This is a genomic window from Amycolatopsis sp. NPDC051128 (genome assembly GCF_040682715.1).
Taxonomy (GTDB): domain Bacteria; phylum Actinomycetota; class Actinomycetes; order Mycobacteriales; family Pseudonocardiaceae; genus Amycolatopsis.
In genome coordinates this window covers 51,143-74,216 of the sequence record NZ_JBFBBN010000041.1, presented here as the reverse complement: position 1 = coordinate 74,216, position 23,074 = coordinate 51,143, and the positions used below count along the sequence as shown (strand labels likewise).

The following is a 23,074-nucleotide window of genomic DNA, read 5'->3' as shown; positions in this document are numbered from 1 at the left end:
TTTCAGACCGCGCCGAGGGCCGCGCCGCCGTCGACGAGCAGGGTCGCGAGGGTCACGTGCCGGGCTTCGTCGGACAGCAGGAACGCCACGCTGCGGGCGACGTCCTCGGGCGAGCCGATGCGCCCGAGCGGGATGCCCAGCCGGAACTGGCGGGGATCACCATCCAAAGTGGACTTCGACCCCGTTTCGTCCGTCCACATGGACCGGAGCATCGGGGTGTCGGTCGAGCCGGGCGCGACGACGTTACAGCGGATGCCGAGCGGGGCGAGGTCGAGGCCGAGACTGTGGGTCAGGCTGGTCGCGGCGGCTTTCGACGCGGCGTAGGCGGCCATGTGGCTGCGCGGCACGCCGGCGGCGTTCGACGCCACCGTGACGATCGAACCGGCCTTCCGCGAAGCCATCCGGCGGGAGACCGCCCGGCAGACGTGGAAGACGCCGGTCGCGTTGACCGCGAAGGTCGCGTTCCAGTCCTCGTCGGACAGGTCGGCCACGCGGCCCATCCGCAGTACGCCGGCGACGTTCGCCAGGCCGGAAACGGGGCCGAAGCCGTTCTCGACGCGCTCGACGGCGGCGTCGACCTCCGTGCTGGAGGTGACGTCCACGGTGTAGGTGCGGACGGTGCGGCCTTCGTCCAGCAACGGCTTCGCGACCAGCTTCAGGGCGGCTTCGTCGCGGTCGAACAGGGCGAGGGAGTGTCCGCGCTCGGCCAGCAGGGTCGCCGTCGCGGCGCCGATCCCGCTCGCCGCGCCGGTCACCAGGGTCACGCTCATGCGCGGCCCTCGCTGACGCTCGGCCCGGCCTGAGCGGCGCGCGCAGTGTTTGATGATTCGCTCGCAAGCTCGCTCATGACGCCAGCTCCGTCCTCAGTTCGTGGACGGCCTCGGGCTGCCAGTGGGCGGTCAGCGCGACGGCCTGGGTCAGGTTCAGCCGCGGGTCGCACAGCGTCGTGTAGCCGGGGCCGCGTGAAGCCGTGATGCCGGCGCCGTGGCACTCCGAGATCTCGCTCGGCGACGCCTCCATGTGCAGCCCGGCGCACGCGCCGCCTTCGGCGGTGACGATCCGGACGAACTGGCGCAGCTCGTTCATGATGTCCTCGAGCCAGCGGACCTTGAGCCCGTCGTCGGCGACGACGGTGTTGCCGTGCATCGGGTCGCACAGCCACAGCACCGGGTGCCCGGCATGGCGCACCGCGCGCACCAGCGGCGCGAGCTGCCCGATCCGGGCGGCGCCGAACCGCGGGATCAGCGTGAGGCGCCCGGGGGTGCGAAAGGGGTCGATCCGCCCGCACAGCTCGAGGACGTCCTCGATCGACGCCTTCGCGCTCACCTTCGCCGCCACCGGGTTGACCACAGTGGACAGCAGGTGCACGTGGGCACCGTCCGGGCGCCGGGTCCGCTCGCCGATCCACGGCCAGTGCGTCGACGCGAGGTAGCGGCGGCCGCCCGGCATCCCTCGCACCTGCGGGACTTCGTAGTCCAGCAGCAGGGCCTCGTGGCTGGTCCAGATCCGCTCGGCCGGGTCGGCGCCGGAGCCGCGGCCCAGGCGCCCGATCGACGCGCGGACCCCGAGCGCGGCCTGGTGCGCGGCCAGGATCCGGGTGGGGTCGGGGGTGCGGGCCTCCGTCGTCGGCTCGGGGCTGTTGACGATCGGGCCGCGGTAGACCGGCAGCTCCCGGCCGTCGACGTGCTCGACGTTCGCCGAGCGCGGCTTGGCGTACTGGCCGGCGATCCGGCCGACCTCCAGGACCGGGCGGCCGGAGCCGACGCGCATCACCTCGGCGAGCGTGTCGAGCATGCCGACCTTGCGGGCGACCGCGTTGACGCCGGTGTCGGCCGGGTCCTCGGCGCAGTCGCCGGCCTGCAGGACGCAGAACTCGCCTTCGGCCGCGCGGGCCAGCAGGGACCGCAGCTCGAGCACTTCGGCGGGGCCGACGAGTTCTTCACGCTCGGCCAGGGTGTCGCGGACCTCGGCGAGCTCCGCCGGGTCGGGCCACTCGGGTTGCTGGGCGGCCGGGTAGCCGGTCAGGGTCTCGGCGCTCGGCTCGGGGCCGCGGTGCAGCACCGGCCGGGCTCGTGCGGGCAGCGTCTTCCTCATCGCACATTCCTTGCTGGAGAGGGACAATCGGGAAAGAACGGGGGCGAGGCGGCCTCAGCCGGTGAATTCGCCCGTTTCACGGAAATAGTCGATCATTTTCGTGAACACGGCCGGGGTGATCTCCGGCCAGCGCAGGCCCAGCCGGGCCAGTTCGCGTCCGGTGCGCTCGTTGGCGTAGGTGTTGTCGCCGATGTCGAGCGCGCCTTCCTGGTAGAGCGGGGCCATCGCGGACAGCGGGTTGTCGCGGTCGGCGAGGGCCGCCCGCCACTCCCCGACCGGGATTTCCCGCAGCGGGTACCCCAGTTCGCGGATGGCCCGGTAAACGACGTCGAAGGTCTTGATGTCCGGGTTGAACAGGTGCCACGTCCGGTTTTCCGCGGGCCGCGCCCGCGCCAGCCGGACCAGCGCGCGGCCGACGAAGTCGACCGGCAGCAGGTCGGTGTCGTGCTCCTCGGGCGGCGGGACGACGCCCAGCTCGAGGAAGCTCTTGACCTGGCGCCACAGGAAGTCTTCGGTCTGCAGGGCGCCGGTCTCGCTGTCGCCGGCGATCCGGCCGATGCGGTAGATCGTCACCGGCACCCCGCGGTCGCGGGCCAGCCGCGCGACCTCCTCGGCGACCCACTTGCTCTGCGTGTAGCCGATCGTGAGGTCGTCGGAGTCGTCCGGGACGTCGTCCTCGGTGATCGCCTCGGCTCGCGGCTTCGGCGAGAACACCGCCACGGTCGAGGTGTAGTGCACCGGCTTGACCGGCCCGGCCGCCGCGAACTCGACGACCCGGACCAGACCGTCCACATTGGCCCGCTTCACCGACGCGTAGGGCGCGACGAAGTTGATGTGCGCGGCGGTGTGGTGGATCGTGCCGACGCGGTGGGCCAGGTCGTCGTAGTCCTTTTCGGACAGTCCCAGCCGCTCGGCGGCGAGGTCACCCGGCACGGCGGTGACGCGGTCGCGGTCCAGGAAATCGCCGATGCCGTAGCGGGCGGCCGTCGCGGTGATCCGCTCCCACGCGCTTTCGGCGTCCGAAGCGCGGACCAGGCAGTGCACCCGGCCGGTGGTCTCGGCCAGCAGCTCGCGCAGCAGGTGGATGCCGAGGAACCCGGTGGCGCCGGTGAGCAGGACGTCTTCGGCGGTCGCCGGACCTTCAGTGGCACGGATGTGCTCCGGCAGCTTCACGTCGGCGCGCAGGTCGACGCGGCCGCCGTCGTCGGTGCCGGCCACCAGGGCGTCGATGCGCGCGGCCATCCCGCCGACCGTCGGGTCGTCGAAGAGCGTCCGAAGCGGGACGTCGACCTCGAAGCGCTTGCGCAGCCGGTACATCAGCTCGGTCGCCAGGATCGAGTGCCCGCCGGCGGCGAAGAAGTCCTCGTCGAGGCCGACCCCGCCGGTGCCCAGCAGGTCCGTCCACGCTTCGGCGACAGCCAGCTCGGTCGGCGTCTCCGGCGGCCGGGACGAGCCCGCCGTGCCGGGGTCGAACAGGTCCGGCAGCGCCTTGCGGTCGATCTTGCCGCTGGGCGCGATCGGCAGCGCGGCGAGCCGCACGAAGTGCGACGGCACCAGGTAGTCCGGCAGTGACCCCGACAGCGCGGCGCGCACCGCGACCGGATCGATCTCGTCGTCGGTGACGAGATAGCCGGCCAGCCGCCGGTCCCCCGCGCCGAACGCCACCGCGGCGACGGCGGACGCGCGGACGCCGGGCAGGTCGTTGAGCGCCGCTTCGACCTCGGCGGGTTCGACGCGGTAGCCGCGGATCTTGATCTGGGTGTCGGCGCGCCCGAGGTAGTCGAACTCGCCGTCGCGGTCGTAGCGGACCAGGTCGCCGGTCCGGTAGAGCCGCCCGAACGGCGTCTCGGCGAACCGTTCGCGGGTCTGCTCGGGCAGGCCGTGGTAGCCGGGCGAGAGCAGGTCGCCGCCGAGGTACAGCTCCCCCGGCACGCCGGGCGGGACGAGCCGGCCGCCCTCGTCGAGGGCCAGCATCGACAGGCCCCCGATCGGGCCGCCGATCGACGGCGCCTCCGGCCACCCGGCCGGGTCCCCGGTCAGCTCGTGCGCGGACGCGAGGTGCGTCTCGGACGGCCCGTACATGTTGAGGAACCGGATTTCCGGGCGCCGGGCGAAGAATTCGCGGATCTGCGGGGTGATCACCAGCTGTTCGCCGACGGACGCGACCTCCACCAGGTCGGGGAACGGCTTGTCCTCGGCCACGGCGGCCAGCTGCTGCACGGCGACATAAGGCAGGTAGGTCCGCGAAATGCCCCGCTCGCGCAGGAAGTCGCTCAGCCGGTGCAGGTCCTTCTGCAGTTCTTCGTCGATCAGCACGAGCGTGCCGCCCGCGCAGAGCGTCCCCAGGATCTCCATCACCGAGACGTCGAACGACAACGTCATGTACTGCAGCGTCCGGCCGGTCGCGCCGATGGGCGAGGTCCGGCGCATGTACTCGACGAGGTTGGTGACCGTGGCTTCGGTGAGCACGACGCCCTTGGGCCGGCCGGTGGAGCCGGACGTGTAGATCACGTAGATCTCGTCGTCGCCGCTCTTCAGCCGCCCCAGATCGGTTTCGTCGGCGGACTCCGGCTCCACGGATTCCAGCACCAGCGCGACGCCGGAGTCGGCCAGCATGTACTCGATCCGCTCGGCCGGGTAGGACGGGTCGACCGGCACGTACGCGGCCCCCGCCTTCAGGACCCCCAGCAGTGCCACGACCATCTCCGGCGACCGTGGCACGTGGATGCCGACGCGGTCGCCGCGTCCGACGCCCTTCGCCCGCAGGTCGCGGGCCAGGCGGTTGGCGCGGCCGTTGAGCTCGCGGTAGGTCAGCACGCGGTCGCCGTGCTCCAGCGCGGGTGCGTCCGGGGTGACCGCGGCCTGCGTCTCGAACAGTTCGGTGACCGGGCGGCGGGTGGTGTCCTCCGGCGGCGGCGCGCACCACGCGAGCACCTCCCGCTCCTGCTCTTCCGAGAGCAGACCCAGGTCGCCGACGGTGCCGCCGGGGTTCTCGACGAGGGCGTCGAGCAGCCGGACGTACCGGTCGCCGAAGGCCTCGACGGTCTCGCGCTCGAACAACGCGGTGTCGTACTCGAAGACCCCGCGCAGCGCGGTGCCGTCCTGCTCGACGATCAGCGAGAGATCGTACTTCGAGCTGCGGCTGACGTAGAGGTCGAGGTCGGCGTCCAGGCCGAGCCGGTCCAGGGCCGCCCAGTCTGAGTCCGGGAGCACGAACATGGTCTGGAAGAGCGGCGAGTGGCTCGGGCTGCGCGGCGGGTTGACCCGCTCGATGACCTTTTCGAACGGCGCGTCCTTGTGCCGCAGCGCCTCGGTGACCTCGGTGCTCGCCTGCGCGTACAGCTCCCGCAGCGGCAGGTCCGCGCGCACGGTGTGGCGGAAGACGACCATGTTGACGAAGTAGCCGAGCATGTCGGCCGTCTCCGGCAGGTCCCGCAGCGAGACCGGGCTGCCGACGAGGAGGTCGTCCTGGCGCGTGTGCAGGTGGAGGAACGCCGCGTAGGCGGCCTCCAGCAGCATGAACAACGTGACGCCCTCGTCGGCGGCGAGCCGGCGCAGCCGGTCGGTCAGCTCCGGCGGGAGGTCGAACCGGACGATGTCGCCGCGGTGCGACTGCTCCTGCGGCCGCGGCCGGTCCGTCGGCAGGTCCAGCAGCGGCAGCGACCCGGCGAGCCGCGTCTCCCAGTGCGCGAGCAGCTCCTCGAGCCGCTCCCCGCGGACGGTTTCCCGCTGCCGGCGGGCGAAGTCGCGGTACTGCGGCCGGGGTTCGCCTTCGTCGTAGGCGTCCCCGGCGAGCGCGGCGTGGTAGCGGGTGAACCACTCGGTGAGGAACACCCCGGCCGAGGCCGCGTCGAAGACGATGTGGTGGATGCCGCACACGACGTGCGTCGGGCCGTCGGGCTCGACCGCGCAGACCACCTTGACCAGTGGCCCGGTGGCCAGGTCGAACTCGGTGTCGACGACTTCGGCGACGACCTCGTCCAGTGGCCGGCCGGCGCTCAGCTCGACGACCGAGAAGTCGCAATCCGGTTCCGCGCCGACGTGCTGGCGGACGTCGCCGTCCTCGGCGGCGAACGTGGTCCGCAGGATTTCGTGGCGGGCCAGCAGCGCACGCAGGCTGTCGTGGAGCACGCCGGTGTCGAGCGGCGTCTTGACGGTGAAGACGAACGGCGCGTTGTAGGCGGCCGGATGCGGCGAGTACTGGTCGATGAACCAGATGCCGCGCTGGCCGTAGGAGGCCGGGGCGGGACCGTCCGCCGTGGTCGCGGTCAGCCCGGGTGGGCCGCCGCGCAGGTCGTCGATGTGGCGTGCCAGGTCGGCGGGATCTTCGTGCCGCCGGACGTCGTCGGCCCCCAGGGTGACCCCCAGCAGCGCACTCAGCAGCCCGGCGAGCTGCTCGTGGCCGGCCGCACCGTCAGCGGTGACGCCGGAACGGGTCCGGCGGATCACCGACTCGAGTGGGTTGTCCATGGTGTCAGTACCTCTCCGATCATCGCGGCCCCCGTGCGTCGGTTCGGTCTGCCGGCTCAGCCCGCGGGAGCACCCGCTCGCAGCGACTCGATGTGCTCGGCCAGCCCGCGGACGGTGCCGTGCCGGAACACGTCTTCGGGGCGCACTTCGACCGCGAAGACCGACTGCAGCCCGGAAGCGAACTTCACGAAGTGCAGGGAATTGCCGCCGTGCCCGACGAACGGGTCGGTGGCGGAGTAGTCGTCGGTGCCGATGATGTCGCGCCACATCTGCAGGATGACCGTTTCGAGGGGGTTCGTCATGGGCTGCTCCTTTTCTTCCCGGGACCGGGCGCGCGGGTCGTGCAGTGCGGCCCGGTCGATCTTTCCGTTGAGGTTCGCCGGCATCGCGTCGAGCCGGCGGAAATCCGAGGGGATCATGTACTCCGGCAGGGAGTCGGCGAGCTGGGCGATCAGTTCGCCGGCGCCGATCTCCTGCCCGCTCCAGGTGGTGTAGAACGCGACGAGGCTCTTTTCGTTGGCCTCGTTGCCGAACGCCTTGACGACGGCGTGCTCGACGTCGTCGAACGACTTCAGGGCGAGTTCGACGGCGCTGGTCTCGACGCGGAACCCGCGGATCTTGACGAGGCTGTCGGACCGGCCGACGAGCACGACGTCGCCGTCGGGGGTCAGCCGGGCCAGGTCGCCGGTGCGGTAGCGCGTGCCGCCGTCGATGAACTTCTCGGCTTGGACGTCCGGCAGGTCCAGGTAGCCGTTGGCGACGCCGAGGCCGCCGATGACCAGCTCGCCGACGTCGCCGGGCGGGCACGGCTTGAGGTCCTGGTCGAGCACGTCCATGGTGACACCGGACAGGGGCTTGCCGACCGGCACCCGGTCGAGGTCGCGGACCTCGGGCGTGACCGGGTACAGCGACGAGATGGCCGAGTTCTCGGTGCAGCCGTAGCCGTTGAAGATCGCGGCGGTGGTGTGCTCCGCGGCCGTCGCCAGGTGCGCCGGGGACGGGAAGTCGCCGCTGACCATGATCACGCGCAGCTCGCGCAGGACGTCCAGTTCGTTGTCGACCAAGAGGTTGAACAGTCCACAAGGCAGGCTCAGCACGCTGACCCCGCGCTTCCCGACGACGTCCCGCAGATCGGACAGCGACGGCAGGCCCGGCGGCAGCAGGACGAGCTCGGCGCCGTTGAGCAGGCTCAGCCAGAACTCGTTGCCGGAGGCGGCGAAGGAGAACGCGGCCAGCTGCACCAGGCAGTCGTCCGGGGTGATCGTCAGCTTCGGGTCGGCGACGGCCAGCCGGGCGAGGCCGCGGTGGGCCAGCCGGACGCCCTTGGGCCGCCCGGTGGACCCGGAGGTGAACAGGACGAACGCGTCGTCCCCGGCGGCCGGGGCCGTGGGCAGGTTGCCGTCCTCGTGTGATGCGCTTTCCTCGACCAGGTCGGCGACGTGCGCCCGCCGGACCGGGAGGTCCGCCTCGGCCAGCGACGGCTGCCCCTGGTGGACGACCGTCCGCAGGCCGGTCGCCTCGACGATGTGGCGGATCATCCGGGCCGGGTAGGCCGGGTTGAGCGGGACGACGCAGCCGCCGGCCTTGAGGACCGCGAGCAGCGTGACCACGAGGTCCGTCGAGCGGTCGAGGAAGAGACCGGCCGGGGCGCCGTCGCGGACCTGCATCACGCGCAGGGTCCTGGCGAGCCGGTTGGCGCGGGCGTTCAAGTCCGCATAGGACACTTCGGGGCCGTCGCCGCTCAGGGCCGTCCGATGTGGATGGTCGGCGGCGGCGCGCTCGAACAGCCGCGGCAGCACGAGTTCTTCGCGCCCGGCCGGATTTCCGTCGACGGGCATGGATCCCCCTGTCCGATGCTGCCGCGCACGGCGGCATCAATGATCAATTGGGATGAGATGATTTCCTCTCAGCAACCAGTATGCAAAGGGCCCGAAGGACTGTCAACCCGCCGGAAATCGTCGAAAACTCAAATAACCCAGGGTTGCGATTATCGGAAGAAATCGATTACTTGAGAAAAATGTGAATAGCCGTGAATTCGCGCGCGAACCGTACTGGCCACGGCGAGTGGCGCAACTCGGGTCCGGGGATCCGGTGTGGATTGACGACCATCAGCGGTGCGCGCTGCTCCGATCGGCGCAACGGGGGCGCGGGCGGCCCGGCGTGCACGCCGGGTGACATCGCCGCGGCCGCGTTTGGGCACCCAGGCACCGGGGCATCCGCCACACGGTGTGCACGATTGGGGGCCGGGCGTGACCGGCGCGGCTCAGACGTCGCGGAGCGGGAAAGGCTGGGGAGTGGAGTGCAGCGAGTCGGCGACCTTCCGGCAGAGCTCGGCGAACAGGCTCGCCTCGCCCGCGGTCAGCGCCGCGCCGGCGACCTTCGCGGTCTCCCGGCGGCCCTGAGCTGCGCGCATGAGGAACTCTTCGCCCTCTTCGGTCAGCGACGTCGTCTGCTCGCGCCGGTCGGTGCCGCGCGAGGCCTGCTCGATGAGGAACTGGTCCTTGAGTACCCGCAGCAGCTTGGACGTGCTCTGGCGCGAGATGCCCAGCGACTCCCCGATCGCCGAGGGCGTCATCGGGCCGTGGATCCGCAGCGTCTCCAGCACGTCGTACTGCGACCAGGTGACCTTCTCCGGGGTGGCGCGCGTGCGCCGCGCCACCAGCACGCACTGGAGGTAGGAGAGCGCGTTCTCCAGTTCGCCGGGACGGCCCGGCGGGGCGGTCGGGGAACCGTGGAACTTCGTCATTACCCACCTCAGCTTTCGAGGGAAAAGCGCACCGCAGTCGGAAGATCATCAGAGGATATCACTTCCCGCTCGCCCACAGGTCACCCTCGCGACACGGCTCTCCTCGCGCGGCCGCGAAGGACTCGGGCTGGTAAAGTGATTGCCGAACGGAAACCAATAGTCCGATCGACCCCGGTGTCGGGCACGCGCCGTCCCGGGACGAGGAGGCGCAGGTCATGGCGAACGAGCAGACCCGGCGCACCGGCGGCCACATCGAGCTCGAGGGTGCGTGCGAGAACAACCTGAAGAACGTCTCGCTCTGCATCCCCAAGGGCGAGATCACCGTGTTCACCGGCGTGTCGGGCTCGGGCAAGTCGTCGATCGTGTTCGACACGATCGCGGTCGAGTCGCAGCGGCAGCTCAGCGAGACGTTCAGCTGGTTCATCCGCAACCGGCTGCCCAAGCACGAGCGCCCGCGCGCGGAGCGAATGAGCAACCTGTCCACGGCGATCGTGGTGGACCAGAAGCCGATCGGCGGCAACGCCCGCTCGACCGTCGGCACGATGAGCGAGATCCACGCGATGCTGCGCGTGCTGTTCTCCCGGTACGGCAAGCCGAGCGCGGGGTCGTCGAACCTGTACTCGTTCAACGACCCCCAGGGCATGTGCGACGAGTGCCAGGGCCTCGGCAAGACCACGAAACTCGACCTCGACCTGCTGATCGACTACGACAAGTCGCTCAATGAGGGCGCACTGGACTCGCCGCTGTTCGCGATCGGCACCTACATGTGGCAGCTCTACGCGCAGTCCGGGCTGTTCGACCCGGACAAGCCGCTCAAGAAGTTCACCAAGAAGGAATGGGACCTGCTGCTGCACGGCGGCGGGTTCCGGGTGGACCGCTCGGGCAGGCGGCAGAACTACTCGAACGAATACGAAGGCGTCGTCGCCAAGCTCACCCGCCGCTACCTCAAGAACGGCCTGGACACGCTCAAGGAGCGCGACCGCCGTGAGGTCGAGAAGATCGTGGTCGCAGGGCCCTGCGCGGTGTGCAAGGGCGGCCGGCTGAACAAGGCCGCACTGGCGTCGAAGATCCACGGCAAGTCCATCGCCGACCACTGCGCGATGGAGGTCAGCGAGCTGATCGCCGAGCTGAAGTCGCTGGACATCCCGGCGGCGAAGTCGGTGCTGGCCGGCGCGCTCGCGGCGCTCGAACGCGTCGAGTCGATCGGGCTGGGCTACCTGAGCCTCGACCGCGAGACCTCGACACTGTCCGGCGGCGAGGGCCAGCGCCTCAAGACGGTCAAGCACCTCGGCAGCAGCCTCACGGACCTGACCTACGTCTTCGACGAGCCGAGCGTCGGGCTGCACCCGCGGGACGTGCACCGGCTCAACGAGCTGCTGTGCGCGCTGCGGGACAAGGGCAACACGGTCCTGGTCGTCGAGCACGACCGCGACGTCATCGCCATCGCCGACCACGTCGTCGACATGGGCCCCGGCGCGGGCACGCACGGCGGCGAGGTCGTCTTCGAAGGCACGGTCAAGCAGCTGCGGCGAGCGTCGACGCTCACCGGCAAGTGCCTGACGCACATCCCTGTGCTCAAGGAGGAGTTCCGCGAGCCGACCGGGCAGCTGCCGATCAAGAAGGCGGCCCTGCACAACCTGCACGACGTGACCGTCGACATCCCGACCGGCGTGCTCACCGTGGTGACCGGGGTGGCGGGGTCGGGCAAGAGCACCCTCGTGTCGGGGGCCCTCCGGCAGCAGCACCCCGGCGCGGTGATGATCGACCAGTCGGCCATCGGGGTGTCGACGCGCTCGACGCCGGCGACCTACCTGGACGTCATGGACGTCATCCGGAAGCTGTTCGCCGAGGCCAACAACGCGCAGCCGGGTCTGTTCAGCTTCAACTCCGAAGGCGGGTGCCCGGAGTGCAAGGGCCGCGGCGTCATCGAGACGGACCTGGCGTACATGGACCCGGTGACCACGATCTGCGAAGCGTGCGAAGGCCGGCGTTATCGGCCCGAGGTGCTCGACAAGACGCTGCGGGGCAAGAACATCGTCGACGTCTTGGCGTTGACCGTCGAAGAGGCGCTGGACTACTTCTCCGAAGAGGCGATCACGCGGAAGCTGGAGCTGCTGGCCGAGGTCGGGCTCTCGTACCTGACGCTCGGGCAGCCGCTGTCGACGTTGTCCGGCGGGGAAAGGCAGCGGGTCAAGCTCGCGCACCGGCTGCGGGAGACCGGCAACGTCTACCTGTTCGACGAACCGACCACCGGCCTGCACATGGCCGACATCGGGCACCTGCTGGACCTGCTGGACCGCTTGGTGGACGGCGGCAACACGGTCGTGGTGATCGAGCACGACCTCGACGTCGTGAAGCACGCGGACTGGGTGATCGACCTGGGCCCGGAAGCCGGGCGCCACGGCGGGCGCGTGCTGTTCGAAGGCACGCCGGAGAAGCTGCTGAAGGACCGCAAGTCCTACACCGCCGAATACCTGCGGGCGGATCTCGAGAACGCCTAGTGCCGCGCGCCCAGGTGGTTCGGCGAGTGCGAACGTCTTGAATGAGTCATTCAGGTCTTCGGAGGTCCTGAATGACTCATTCGGCGCGGCCGCGCGGCCGCCACACCGGTTGATCGCAAAATGATTTCCCGGCGTATTCGTTAATTGTCCACAAAGGACTCAATAACTTGTGGATTTTAGTTGATCCACAAGGCAAACGGTTGACACTTCACCCTATAGCATGATTACCATGGTTGCTTGAAAGCAACCATCGGATAGGAGATGCGCATGTCCCGTGGCACGACCAAGGACCGCCTCCCCGACGGGCAGCTGCGATTCGGCTTCATGTGGCTCAGCTCGCCGACGCCCACCGCGACGTCCAAAGCGGTCGCCGACCGCAACCCGGACTCGCTCGACCCGGCCTCGCAGATCGACCTGGCCCGCCGCGTCGAAGACATCGGCATGGATTACGTCTTCTTCGCCGACGGCTACATCACCCACGGCGAGAACAGCGCCCGCATCGGGCACGCCCAGCCGCACATCTCGGCGCCGATCTACGCGCCGGTCGTGATGGCGGCGACGCAGCACATCGGCGTCGTCACCACCATGCACACCCGGTACCTCTCCCCCGGTGTCATCGCCCGCCTCGGCGCCAACTTGGACGCCCTGAGCGGCGGCCGCTGGGGCTGGAACATCGTGCCGGGCTGGAAAACGCCGGAAGCCGAGCTGCTCGGCGCGCCCACCGACACCGACCACGACCTGCGCTACAAGATCACCACCGAGGCCGTGGAAGCCGTCAAGACGCTGTGGGCTTCGCGCGGCGAGCACGTCGAGTTCCACGGCGAGTACCACGACCTGCGCGGCAGCCTGATCGGCCCGCACATCGAGCAGCAGCCGTGGCCGTGCCTGTTCAACGCGGGCGTCTCGGCCGCGGGCCAGCAGCTGATCGCCGAGACCTGCGACTTCGCGTTCACGCCGTTGCCCGACGACTACTCGAAGGTCCGCAGGACCGTCGAGTCACTGGCCGAGCGCACCGAAGCCGCCGGCCGGGACCCCCTCGACGTCAACATGGCGGGCGCGGTCGGCGTGCTGCTCGGCAAGACCGACACCGAGGCCCAGGAGAAGTTCTCGTGGGTGCGCGACTCGCTCGACATGGGCGCCGCCCGCGACATCGCGACCGAGCTGATGGGCGGCAGCGAGACCTACCAGGAGAACTACGAGGGCGAGTTCGACGACATCGCCCGGACTCTGGGCCTCGCGTGCGGCAGCAAGGTGCTGGTCGGGTCGCCGGAGACAGTCGCCGGGCAGCTGCTGGACCTGCACCGTGAGACCGGCGTGCGCGGGTTCATGTTCCTGCCGGTGATGTACGAAGCCGAGCAGATCGAGCTGATGGGCGAGGTCTTCCCGTACCTGGAGAAGGCGAACGTCTGGACCCCGCCCGCGGAGCGCGGCTGGAGCTGGTGACGATGCCCGCGCCCGCACCCGCCGACCTGCTCCGGCACCTCGGCGAGGACCTGCGCGGCCTGCGCCCGCCCCGGACGGCGATCGTCGTCGGGGCGGGGCTGGCCGGCCTGGCCGCCGCGTACGAGCTGCACCGGGCCGGCTGCGCGGTCACCGTGCTCGAAGCCACCGAACGCGCCGGTGGCCGGGCCCGCACGCTGCGGCAGCCGTTCGCCGACGGCCTGCACGTCGAGGCCGGGGCGATGACCGTGACCCCGGAATGCCACTACGTCACCCACTACCGGCAGCGGCTCGGCGTCGGGCTCGACCGGTCGGACCTGCTCGACCAGGACTTCTCCTACTTCGTCGACGGCCAGTTCGTCCGGCCGGACGCAGATTCCCTGGCGGCGGCGGGTCTTCCGCTCGCCGAGCACGAGCGCGGCCTCGGCGTGCCGGAGCTGATCGCCCGGTACGTCACGGCGGCGGCCGACGAGCTCGGCGCCGAATTGACCGCGCCGCACTGGGCGCCCTCGGCCGACCTCGAGAAGCTCGATCAATCCTCTGTGGACGAAGTCCTGCGCGCCCGTGGCGCTTCACAGACGGCGATCGACCTGATGGAACCGATGTTCCTGGAGATGCGCGGGGGCGACCTGCTTTCGGCGTCGGCGTTGTCGTGGCTGCGGCATGAAAGCGGTTACCGCTCGATGCTGACCTCGACCGAAGGGTGGGGCAAGATCGCCGGCGGCACCGACGAGCTGCCCCGCGCTTTCGCCCACGAGCTGCGCGACCGCATCCGCTACCGCGCCCCGGTCGTGCGGCTCGACCAGGACGACGACTCGGCCACGGTGACCTACCTCGACCACGGCCGGCTGGCCCGGGCCACCGCCGACCGGGTCGTGGTCACGGTGCCGTTCAGCGCGATCCGCCACGTCGACGTCAGCCACGCGCGGCTGACCGAAGCCAAGATCGAGGCGACGCGCAAGCTGCGGTACGCGTCCATCGTCCGGGTGTACCTGCAGGTGCGCGAGCAGTTCTGGAAGGGGCACAACGTCTCGGTGTCGACGGACCTGCCGATCCGCTGGGTCCGCGACGCGACGGCGAACCAGCCCGGCCCGAGGCGGATCCTGGAGGTCCTGATGACGGGCTGGCGCGCCCGCGCGATCGCGGCGATGACCGATGAGGAGCGCGTGCGGTTCGTGCTGGACCACGTCGACACGATGTTCCCGGGGGCGCACGAGCAGTTCGAGCTGGGGGTTTCGGTGGCGTGGGACCACGAGCCGTGGATCGAAGGGTCGTACGTCCTGCCCGAGCGCGGCCACAGCAAGCTGATGCCCGCCATTCGCGCGCCGGAGAACCGCATCCACTTCGCGGGTGAGCACACGAGCTTCGAACCCAACGGGGGGTCGATGAACTACGCGCTCGAGTCGGGGGTCCGGGCGTTCGTCGAGCTGAGCACCGCGGCTTGAGCCGCTGAGGTACGCCTCCGCCGGCCCGCGGAGGAATGCTTCATGATCGGGACCGGCGTACTGGCCGGTCGGCGGGATCGGTGTAGTTCATCCCTGGCTCGTGGCCGCGGATGCGGCCGGTCGCAGGCTGGGGAGCCGCCGGCGCCCGAAGCCCGGGCCCTACCCCGGCGACGAGCTGGTGCGCGCGGCCTGACCCCGGCGCCGGGCGCGGAGGTCGTCCAGGCAGGTCGAGCTGACGACGAGATCGCGATACGGGTAGCCCTCGCGGTCCATCAGCTCCATGACCATCAGCTCGGCGTGGTCGTGGGCCTGCTGAGCGGCCTCCGCACCGGCGTCGACGTCGACCTCGACCCGGTAGCTGAAGCCACCAAGGTGCGGGCTGTAGGTGAGAGTGCCTTCGGGGCTGAAGACCTGCCCGGTCAGGTCGTCGCCGCCGGTGCCCAGGGCGCTGAGGAGCTTCTCACGGGCCACTTCGCCGGGACGGTCGAACTTGCCGCGGACGAGGACGCGATAGGTCGGCATGAGCGTCAACATACCCATCGGTCCCCGTCCGGGCGGCATGGTTTTTCCGGTCGGCGGACCAGCACTGTGTTTTGCCCGAAAACGCCGTGGTCAGGAGAGTTTGATGCCGGGTTTGGCGATGTCCAGCCAGGCGGCGACGTCGAGGATCCGCTCGAAGGTGAAGCGGGCCGCGGGGTCCACGTCGGCAGGGTTCCGGCCGGCTGCTTGGGCGACCTTCTTCGGGTCGCACATGAACAACGCGTCGGTGTTCGGCTCGGCCAGGACGTCCAGGACCTGCCGCTGGAGGGCGGCCACGTACCGGAGATCCTGGGTCGAGGGGTAGCCGCTCTTGCGGCGGGCCGCCACCGAGTCCGGGAGCAGGTCTCGGGCCGCCGCTCGGAGCAGGCTTTTCTCGTGGCCGTCGAACGTGTGCATCGGCCAGGGGACGTTGTAGAGGTACTGCACCAGGCGATGGTCGCAGAACGGGACCCTGGTCTCGACGCCCGCGCGCATCGCCATCCGGTCCAGGCGGTCTTCCAGGGTGCGCATGAAGCGGGTCAGGCCCAGGTAGGCGATCTCGCGTTGCTTGCGGCGGCGGGTGTCCTCGCCGTCCAGGTGGGGGACTTCGGTGAGCGCCTGGTGGTAGCTGTCCTTGGTGAACCCGGGGAGGTCGATCAGGTCGATGAACTCCCGGGTCATGTACGACGAGGTGTCCAGCTGGGGCCAGGCGACGAACCAGGGGAAGTTGTCGCCCGAGTAGACCGCTTCGGCGTGGTGCCAGAGGTGGCCCATGAAGATCTCGTCGCCGGCCTCGCCGCTCAACGCCACCGTGACGTGTTCCTTGAGGGCCTTGAACAGCAGGAAGATCGAGCTGTTCATGTCACCCATGCCGTAGGGCGCGTCCCAGGCGGCCACGACTTCCCGGCGCACCTCGGGGTCGGACAGGGCGCGGTGGTCGAGGACGAGCTGGTGGTGCTCGGTCCCGACGTGCGCCACGACGTCGGCGATGTAGGGGCCGTCGGCGCTTCCCCGGATGGTGTCGGGCTTGAAGTTCTCGGTCTGGTCGGGGAAGTCGACCGAGAACGTGCGGACGATCTCGCCGCGGGGACGCAGGCTGCGGTCGGCCAGACCGGTGAGCACGCTGGAGTCCAGGCCGCCGGACAGCAGCACTCCCCTGGGCACGTCGGCCACCAGTTCGTGCGCGACGTTGTCCTCGATCATCGCCTGGACCGTCCGGACCGTGTTTTCCCGGTCCTCGGTGTGCGGCTCGGCGGTCAGCCGCCAGTAGGTGTGCTCGCGCAGGCCGGACCGGTCCACCGTGATGATCGTGCCCGGGCGGGCGATCTTCACGCCGGACCAGACGCCTTCGTCGGTCGTCGGGAAGCCCAGCAGCAGCCGGCGGATGCCGTCGGTGTCGACCACCGGCTCCGCCAGGGGGTGGGCCAGGATCGCCTTCGGCTCGGAGCCGAACAGGACGCCGTCCTCGGTCGGGAAGTAGTGCAACGGCTTCGTGCCCAGGCGGTCACGGATGAGGACCAGGCGCTCGGTCCGGCCGTCCCACAGCCCGATCGCGCACATGCCGATCATCCGCTCGGCGACCGCCTCGCCCCACTCCAGATACCCGCGCAGCACCACTTCGGTGTCGCTCGCGGTGCGGAACCGGTGGCCGCGCCGGCGCAGCTCGTCGCGCAGTTCGACAAAGTTGTACGTCTCACCGCTGTAGGTGAGCACGACCTCGCCATCCGGGGTGTCGACCGACATCGGCTGGGTTCCGCCGGGCAGGTCGATGATCGACAGCCGGCGGTGGCCGAAGGCGGCGTGCGTTCCGGTCCAGATCCCCCATTCGTCCGGGCCGCGCTGCCGCATGCTGTGCGTCATGGCCTCGATGGCAGGCCGTTCCCTGGTCAGGTCACGGTCGAACGACACCCAGCCGGCAACTCCGCACATGTTGCTCCCTCCGTTGCAGCGCAGCGTATCCAGGCTCGCGGGCGGCGACAACGAACATAGGGGTGGGGCTCGCGGGTCGTGCGTGGTGGAGTGTGGCAGGAGGTGAATCCGTTGACAGCTAGCGAGTACCGGTCGAGGTTCACCGAGTGGGACCGGCGGTCGTGGGTGCGGTCGAAGCCCCACCGGGACTCCCCGTTCACCGCGGGCAGGCACTACTTCTCGGCGGATCTGTGCCCGCTGTCCGCGTGCCCGCGAGTGCTTGCGGCACCGGCCGTCGTCCGTGAGGCGATCCTCGTCCACAGCCTCTACCTGCACCTGGAGTTCACTGTCCGGCTGGAGATGGGCCCGGTCAACGAGATCTGCGCGCTGCTGAGGTCGCCGGACTTCCTGCCGTGGCTGCCGGCCGGAATGAAGGACGACGTGCTGCGGATCTACACCGACGAAGCCGGCCACGCGGAGATGTCCAACACGCTCAAGTCGGCGGTCATGGCCGAGACCGGGGTGGTCCCGATCGAGCACCGGCCGCGGTTCCTCACCGAGCTCGCCGCGCTGTACTCGGCCGAGCTGCCCGCGTACCGGCCGCTGGTCAAGCTGTTCTTCGCGATCGTCTCGGAGACCCTGATCACCGGTACCCTGACGAAGCTGCCGAAGGATCCGTCCGTGCAGCCGGCCGTTCGCGAGCTCGCGCAGGACCACGCCGCGGACGAGGGCCGGCACCACGCGTTCTTCCGCCAGCTGTTCGAACAGCTCTGGCCGAGGATGCCGCTGCCGTTGCGCCGCAAGATCGGCGCGCTGCTGCCCCGGGTGATCTTCGCGTTCCTCTGGCCGGACGAACCCGCGCTGACCAGCGTGCTGCGCAGCATGCCCGGCGAATTCGACGACCCGGTGCGGGTCGTGGCGGAGATGTCCACGTCGGCGCGGACTCGCGAGGCCGTGCTGCGCAACGCGACGCCGACGCTGCGCATGCTCCGGGACAACGGGGTGTTCGCGGATCCTCCGGTGTCGAAAGCTTTTCTCGACGTGGGCCTGCTCGGATGATCCGCGACTACGTGCTGGCGCTGCTGTCCGTGCCGCTGGCGGCCGAGTCCGAGCCGGCCCGCTTCGCCCCCGGCGCGCAGTGGAGTGACGTCTTGGTGCGGTGGCTGGCCAAGGCGCGGGAGCTGGACGGCGGGCCGGACTTCGAGTTGTCCCCACATCCGGCGGGCCTGTCGCTGACGATGCGGCACCCGGTGGCGGCCACGGTGACGTTTGCCCTGATGACCGAGCCCGACGTCGTGCCGGAAGCCGACGGCGATCTCCTCGTCGTGCTGGCTTGCTGTCCGGAGTGGACTGTCGAGTGCGACGGCGACGTCCTGCTGGTGGACCCGCGATGGGCGGCGGGACTGCTGCTCGACGACGCCACTCCCCTGTTCTGGGGCGTGTCCGCCGGCGAGCGGCAACCCTCAGTCCTCGACGCTCGCTAGTGCGGTGACCGGACGCGCCCCAATGTGGCGTTGGTTGCGCTGGACGCACCCAAAGTGGCAGTCGGTGCATTGGACGCACCCAAAGTGGCAGTCGGTGCATTGGACGCACCCAAAGTGGCAGTCGGTGCATTGGACGCACCCAAAGTGGCATTCGGTGCATTGGACGCACCCAAAGCCACATTGGGGCGTTTGAGCCGGTCGCCGACCCGGTGAACCTTCGCGGTCAGAGCGCCAGCCGTTCCAGCGTCGGCACGACCTGCGCGGGCGTAGGGGTTTCCGCCACCTGCGCCCGCACCTTCTCCGCGGACACCGCGAACGACGGCTCGTCGAGCAACCTGACCAACTGCGCCCGCAGCTGCTCGGCGGTGACCTGCTCGTGCTCCATTACCAAACCGGCTCCCTGCTCCGCCAGCAGATCCGCCAGCCCGGCCTTGTCCCACATGTTGCCGGGAATCACCAGTTGCGGCACCCCGTGCACCACGGCGTTCCCGGTCGTGCCCGCGCCGCCGTGGTGGATCACCGCCGCGCACGTCGGGAGCAGCGCGTCCAGAGGGACGAAGTCGAACAGCCGGACGTTCTCCGGCACCGCCGAGGCCGCCGAAGCCTGCCGGGCGGTCAACGTCGCGATCACCTCGATGTCCAGGCCGGCCACCGCGTCGAACAGGTCGTCGGCCGAGAAGCGGTCCGCGCCCCACAGGTCGCGGCGGGACATGCCGAGGGTGACGCAGACCCGGCGCCGGGCGGGCGGCTCGGACAGCCACGACGGCACCACCGACGGGCCGTTGTAGGGCACGTGCCGCACCGGGAGGTAGTCGACGCCGGTCGGGAACCGGGTCCACGGCGGCAGCGGGTCGAGCGTGCGCTGCCCGAGGACCAGTTCCTCGTCGAACGTGCAGCCGTACCGGGCCAGCTTGCCCGACAGCCACTCCGCCATCGGGTCGGCTCCCCCGGTGCCGCCCAGCTCGGTGAAGAGGGCGCGCATGCGGGCCCAGTGGTCGAGCCCGAACAGCATCCGGACGTGCGCCGCGCCGCTGGCTCGCGCGGCGATCGGGCCCATGTACGTCAGCGCGTCCCAGATGACCAGGTCCGGCCGCCAGGCCCGGGCGAACCCGACCACGTCGTCGAGCACCGCGTCCTGGGCGAGCCGCTCCAGTCCGAACGAGCACCACGTCGTGAACACGCCGCGGACGTAGTCCAGGGTGAGCCGTTCCGGCCGCATCTCGGTGACGTCGAACTCGGAGCCGAAGACGGTCTTGGCGGCCGGCCGTTCCTGGGCTTTGCGGCTCAGCCCGGCGAGGTCCAGCGCCGGACCGGTCGGCACCGCCGGCAGTCCGGTGTGGACGATGGCGTCGGTGAGGTCCGGCTGGGCGGCGATCCGGACGTCATGACCGGCCGCGCGCAGCGCCCAGGCCATCGGCACCAGGTTGTACAGGTGCGCGTTCGCCGCCAACGTCGTGAACAGGACTCGCATCGAACTCTCCCAACCATTCTTCGATCGCGTGTGCGGTGTCGGCGGCGTGCTCCTGCACCATCGTGAAGTGGTCACCGGGCACGTCCAGCACCGTGGGCCAGCCCGGCCGCAGACCGGCCGAGCCCTCGGGCCGCACGAAAAGCACGGGTACGGTGATCTCCGGTGGCGGGAACCCGCCGAGCAGCCGGAGATACTTGCCCATCGCCGACAGCCGGGTGCCGGTGAACGGGCCGAACAGGGGTTCTCTTTCCAGCAGGCCCCGCAGCACGCGCTCGAAGAGCCCGTCGACCTCTCCGACGTGCGTGTCGAGCAGGACGACCCCCGCGGGCCGGGAACCTCGCCGCGCCAACGCCTCCGCGGTGGCCAGCGCGAGCATCCCGCCCCAGGAGTAGCCCAGCAGCACCTCCCCGCGGGGATCACCTTGACTCAGCGCGGATTCGGCGAGTGCGCCGGCCAGAGCGTCCACTGTGGCCGGTAGCGGTTCGCCACCGTCGAAGCCCGGCACCGGCACGGCCCGCACCTCGCGCACGTCACGCCAGTGCGCGGCCAGGCGGGCGTACTGCTGGACGCCCCCCATCACCATCGGGGACGGGAAGCAGAGCAGGCCGGTCGGGTTCGGACCAGTCGCCAACGGCACCTGCCGCGGGAGCCGGGCCAGCTGTGCCACCGAGGTGAAGGTGGGCCGCAGGCCGCCGGCTGCCTTGATCAGCTCCAGGCCTTCCGGTACCCGGCCGTCCGCGACGGCCCGGCGGAACAGGTCGCCGAGCAGGTCCGTCGTCGCGGGTGCTTCGGCGCCGAGTTCGGTCAGCAGGTGCCGGGCGAGGCCGGCCGGGGTGTGGTGGTCGAACACCGCGCTGGCGGGCAGCCGCAGGCCGGTCGCCGCGTTGAGGCTGTTGCGCAGCTCCATCGCGGTCAGCGAGTCGAACCCGACCTCCAGGAACGCCTGCTCCGGCGCCACGGCCGCGAGCCCGGCGTGGCCGAGCACGGCGGCCGCGTGGCCACGCACCAGGTCCACCAGGGTCTTCTCCCGCTCGGCCGCGGGCATGGCGGCCAGCCGGCGGGTGAGACCGTCCACATCGGACCGTACGGCGGGGCGCGGGGTCCGCGCCCGCCGCTCCAGCTTCGCGGGAACCACCAGCGGCAGACCGGTCTCCAGCGCGGCGTCGAACAGCGCCAGCCCTTCCGCGGTGGACAGGCCCTCGAGCCCGGACCGGGACAGCCGCGCGGTGTCCGCGGTGGCGGTCATCCCGCTTTCGTCCGCCCAGAGGCCCCAGGCCAGCGAGACCGCGGGCAGTCCCCGCACCTGCCGGTGCGCGGCGAGCGCGTCCAGAGAGGTGTTCGCCGCGGCGTAGTTGCCCTGGCCGGCGGCGCCGAGGACGCCCGCGCTGGAGGAGAACAGCACGAACGCGGCCAGGTCCAGCTCGCGGGTGAGCTCGTGCAGGTGCCGGGCCGCTTCGGCTTTCGGCCGGGAAACCCGGTCCAACCGGCTCGGCGTCAGCGATTCGATGACGCCGTCGTCCAGCACCCCGGCCGCGTGCACGACCGCGGTCAGCGGGCGCTCGGCGGGGATCCGCGCGAGCAGCCGCTCCAGGTCGGCGCGGTCGCCGACGTCACAGACGACCACCTCGGCGTCCACGCCGATCGGCGCGTGGTCCTCGCGGCGCGCGGTCAGCAGCAGGTGCCGCACGCCGTGTTCGGCCACCAGGTGCTCGGCGATCCGGCGCCCGAGGGTGCCGGTGCCTCCGGTGATCAGCACCGTGCCCTTCGGGTCGAGCGGCGGCGGCACGGTCAGCACGACCTTGCCCACGTGCCGGGCCTGCGCCATGAACCGGAACGCCTCCCGCGCCTGGCGGACGTCCCACAGCTTGGTGGGCAACGGTCGCAGCTGTCCCGTCGCGAACATCGCCAGCACGTCGGCCAGCATCCGGCCGATCCGCTCCGGGCCGGCTTCGGCCAGGTCGAACGGCCGGTAGCCGGCTTCGGGGTGGTCGGCGGCTTCGCGGATGTCGGTCTTGCCCAGCTCGAGGAACCGGCCACCCGGTCGCAGCAACCGGAGCGAGGCGTCGACGAACTCGTTCGCCAGCGAGTTGAGCACGACGTCGACCGCGGGGAACCGGGTCTCGAACCCGAGATCCCGGGACGAGGCGATGTGGTCGTCCGGCACGCCCAGCGATCGCAGGGCGTCCCACTTGCCCGGGCTCGCCGTCGCGTACACCTCCGCACCCAGCTGCCGGGCGATCTGCACGGCGGCCATGCCCACCCCGCCCGCCGCGGCGTGCACCAGCACCGATTGCCCTGGTTCGACCCCGGCCAGGTCGGTGAGCGCGTACCAGGCGGTCAGGAACGCGACCGGGGTCGCGGCGGCCTCGGCGTAGGACCAGCCTCGCGGGATCCGCGCCAGCATCCGGTGGTCGGTGACCGCCACCGGTCCGAACGCGCCGGAGAACAGGCCCAGCACGGCGTCGCCCGGCGCCAGGCCCGTGACGTCCGGGCCGATCTCGACGACCAGGCCCGCGGCTTCGGCGCCGATCGCCCGGTGGCCCTCGGCCACCAGGCCCAGCGCGACCAGGACGTCCCGGAAGTTCACCCCGGCCGCCCGGACCGCGACCCGCACCTCACCGGCGGCCAGCGGCCGGTCGGCCTCGGGCGCCGCGCCGAACGACAGGTCTCGCAGCGAGCCCTTGCCGCTGTGCAGCCGCCAGGTGCCTGCCGGTGGCCGCGGCTCGTCGGCGAGCCGTTCCAGCCGGGGCGCCAGCAGTTCGCCGCCGCGGACCGCGAGCTGCGTCTCGCCGGCGCCGAAGGCCGCGGCGACGGCGCTTTCCGGCAGCTCCCCGTCCAGGTCCAGCAGACCGAACCGGTCCGGGTGCTCCGACCGCGCGGACCTGACCAGCCCCCAGACTCCGGCCCTGGTCAGGTCGGTGACGTCCTCGCCCGGCCGGGCCGCCACCGCCGCCCTGGTGACGAACACCAGCCGGGCGGCGGTGTCCCGGGTCAGC

The 23,074-nt window shown here is 70.8% G+C and carries 14 protein-coding genes (1 of these 14 only partly in view); 5 read left to right on the top strand and 9 right to left on the bottom strand.

What is annotated here, in order from left to right; translation table 11 throughout:
- Window positions 1-2: 2 nt before the first annotated feature.
- The 5 genes from AB0M82_RS32815 to AB0M82_RS32795 all read right to left on the bottom strand — a co-directional run bounded on the left by AB0M82_RS32815 (window position 3) and on the right by AB0M82_RS32795 (window position 9,310).
- Window positions 3-770, bottom strand: coding sequence for a 2,3-dihydro-2,3-dihydroxybenzoate dehydrogenase (locus tag AB0M82_RS32815; protein ID WP_364730313.1), 768 nt, complete (start codon window positions 768-770; stop codon window positions 3-5).
- A gap of 73 nt (window positions 771-843) precedes the next feature.
- On the bottom strand, window positions 844-2,094 hold the full coding sequence (locus tag AB0M82_RS32810) for a 3-deoxy-7-phosphoheptulonate synthase (RefSeq protein ID WP_364730310.1): 1,251 nt from the start codon (window positions 2,092-2,094) through the stop codon (window positions 844-846).
- Window positions 2,095-2,148: 54 nt separating this feature from the next.
- Complete coding sequence (locus AB0M82_RS32805; RefSeq protein WP_364730308.1) at window positions 2,149-6,564, bottom strand: amino acid adenylation domain-containing protein; 4,416 nt, start codon at window positions 6,562-6,564, stop codon at window positions 2,149-2,151.
- A 56-nt stretch (window positions 6,565-6,620) separates the two neighbouring features.
- Entirely contained in the window at window positions 6,621-8,402 is a 1,782-nt protein-coding gene (locus AB0M82_RS32800; RefSeq protein WP_364730306.1) for a non-ribosomal peptide synthetase, read from the bottom strand.
- Between the two features lie 425 nt (window positions 8,403-8,827).
- Complete coding sequence (locus tag AB0M82_RS32795; RefSeq protein WP_364730303.1) at window positions 8,828-9,310, bottom strand: MarR family transcriptional regulator; 483 nt, start codon at window positions 9,308-9,310, stop codon at window positions 8,828-8,830.
- Between the two features lie 215 nt (window positions 9,311-9,525).
- Here AB0M82_RS32795 and AB0M82_RS32790 point away from each other — a divergent pair, with 215 nt between their 5' ends.
- The 3 genes from AB0M82_RS32790 to AB0M82_RS32780 all read left to right on the top strand — a co-directional run bounded on the left by AB0M82_RS32790 (window position 9,526) and on the right by AB0M82_RS32780 (window position 14,696).
- Window positions 9,526-11,811 (top strand): excinuclease ABC subunit UvrA, encoded by a 2,286-nt coding sequence (locus AB0M82_RS32790; RefSeq protein WP_364730300.1) that lies wholly within the window; start codon window positions 9,526-9,528, stop codon window positions 11,809-11,811.
- A 267-nt stretch (window positions 11,812-12,078) separates the two neighbouring features.
- Window positions 12,079-13,254, top strand: a complete 1,176-nt coding sequence (locus tag AB0M82_RS32785) for an LLM class flavin-dependent oxidoreductase (RefSeq protein WP_364730297.1) — start codon at window positions 12,079-12,081, stop codon at window positions 13,252-13,254.
- A 2-nt stretch (window positions 13,255-13,256) separates the two neighbouring features.
- Window positions 13,257-14,696: an NAD(P)/FAD-dependent oxidoreductase gene (locus tag AB0M82_RS32780; RefSeq protein WP_364730295.1), complete on the top strand. Its 1,440-nt coding sequence runs from the start codon at window positions 13,257-13,259 to the stop codon at window positions 14,694-14,696.
- Between the two features lie 159 nt (window positions 14,697-14,855).
- Here AB0M82_RS32780 and AB0M82_RS32775 read toward each other — a convergent pair whose 3' ends face one another.
- Window positions 14,856-15,218, bottom strand: a complete 363-nt coding sequence (locus AB0M82_RS32775; protein ID WP_364730292.1) for a DUF6204 family protein — start codon at window positions 15,216-15,218, stop codon at window positions 14,856-14,858.
- Window positions 15,219-15,308: 90 nt separating this feature from the next.
- Window positions 15,309-17,144: an asparagine synthase (glutamine-hydrolyzing) gene (gene asnB, locus AB0M82_RS32770; RefSeq protein WP_364730289.1), complete on the bottom strand. Its 1,836-nt coding sequence runs from the start codon at window positions 17,142-17,144 to the stop codon at window positions 15,309-15,311.
- A gap of 111 nt (window positions 17,145-17,255) precedes the next feature.
- On the opposite strand from asnB, the gene AB0M82_RS32765 reads away from it, so the two are divergent.
- Window positions 17,256-18,182 (top strand): diiron oxygenase, encoded by a 927-nt coding sequence (locus tag AB0M82_RS32765; RefSeq protein WP_364730287.1) that lies wholly within the window; start codon window positions 17,256-17,258, stop codon window positions 18,180-18,182.
- Window positions 18,179-18,607, top strand: coding sequence for a hypothetical protein (locus tag AB0M82_RS32760; protein ID WP_364730285.1), 429 nt, complete (start codon window positions 18,179-18,181; stop codon window positions 18,605-18,607). Before AB0M82_RS32765 ends, AB0M82_RS32760 begins: the two co-directional genes overlap by 4 nt.
- Window positions 18,608-18,830: 223 nt before the next feature.
- Here AB0M82_RS32760 and AB0M82_RS32755 read toward each other — a convergent pair whose 3' ends face one another.
- Window positions 18,831-20,078 carry an activator-dependent family glycosyltransferase gene (locus AB0M82_RS32755; protein WP_364730282.1) on the bottom strand — a complete coding sequence of 416 codons (1,248 nt, stop codon included), beginning with the start codon at window positions 20,076-20,078 and terminating at the stop codon, window positions 18,831-18,833.
- Window positions 19,990-23,074: the final stretch of an SDR family NAD(P)-dependent oxidoreductase gene (locus AB0M82_RS32750; RefSeq protein WP_364730279.1), read on the bottom strand. Its footprint extends 9,257 nt past the window's final position; only the last 3,085 of its 12,342 coding nucleotides appear in the window; its start codon lies off the right edge, out of view — the gene reads right to left on this strand; it ends in the stop codon at window positions 19,990-19,992. Before AB0M82_RS32750 ends, AB0M82_RS32755 begins: the two co-directional genes overlap by 89 nt.

Bases quoted from the DNA above. Each gene is read 5' to 3' on its own strand.
- AB0M82_RS32815 (WP_364730313.1), bottom strand. From the start codon at position 770: ATGAGCGTGACCCTGGTGACCGGCGCGGCGAGCGGGATCGGCGCCGCG.
- AB0M82_RS32810 (WP_364730310.1), bottom strand. From the start codon at position 2,094: ATGAGGAAGACGCTGCCCGCACGAGCCCGGCCGGTGCTGCACCGCGGC.
- AB0M82_RS32805 (WP_364730308.1), bottom strand. From the start codon at position 6,564: ATGGACAACCCACTCGAGTCGGTGATCCGCCGGACCCGTTCCGGCGTC.
- AB0M82_RS32800 (WP_364730306.1), bottom strand. From the start codon at position 8,402: ATGCCCGTCGACGGAAATCCGGCCGGGCGCGAAGAACTCGTGCTGCCG.
- AB0M82_RS32795 (WP_364730303.1), bottom strand. From the start codon at position 9,310: ATGACGAAGTTCCACGGTTCCCCGACCGCCCCGCCGGGCCGTCCCGGC.
- AB0M82_RS32790 (WP_364730300.1), top strand. From the start codon at position 9,526: ATGGCGAACGAGCAGACCCGGCGCACCGGCGGCCACATCGAGCTCGAG.
- AB0M82_RS32785 (WP_364730297.1), top strand. From the start codon at position 12,079: ATGTCCCGTGGCACGACCAAGGACCGCCTCCCCGACGGGCAGCTGCGA.
- AB0M82_RS32780 (WP_364730295.1), top strand. From the start codon at position 13,257: ATGCCCGCGCCCGCACCCGCCGACCTGCTCCGGCACCTCGGCGAGGAC.
- AB0M82_RS32775 (WP_364730292.1), bottom strand. From the start codon at position 15,218: ATGCCGACCTATCGCGTCCTCGTCCGCGGCAAGTTCGACCGTCCCGGC.
- asnB (WP_364730289.1), bottom strand. From the start codon at position 17,144: ATGTGCGGAGTTGCCGGCTGGGTGTCGTTCGACCGTGACCTGACCAGG.
- AB0M82_RS32760 (WP_364730285.1), top strand. From the start codon at position 18,179: ATGATCCGCGACTACGTGCTGGCGCTGCTGTCCGTGCCGCTGGCGGCC.
- AB0M82_RS32755 (WP_364730282.1), bottom strand. From the start codon at position 20,078: ATGCGAGTCCTGTTCACGACGTTGGCGGCGAACGCGCACCTGTACAAC.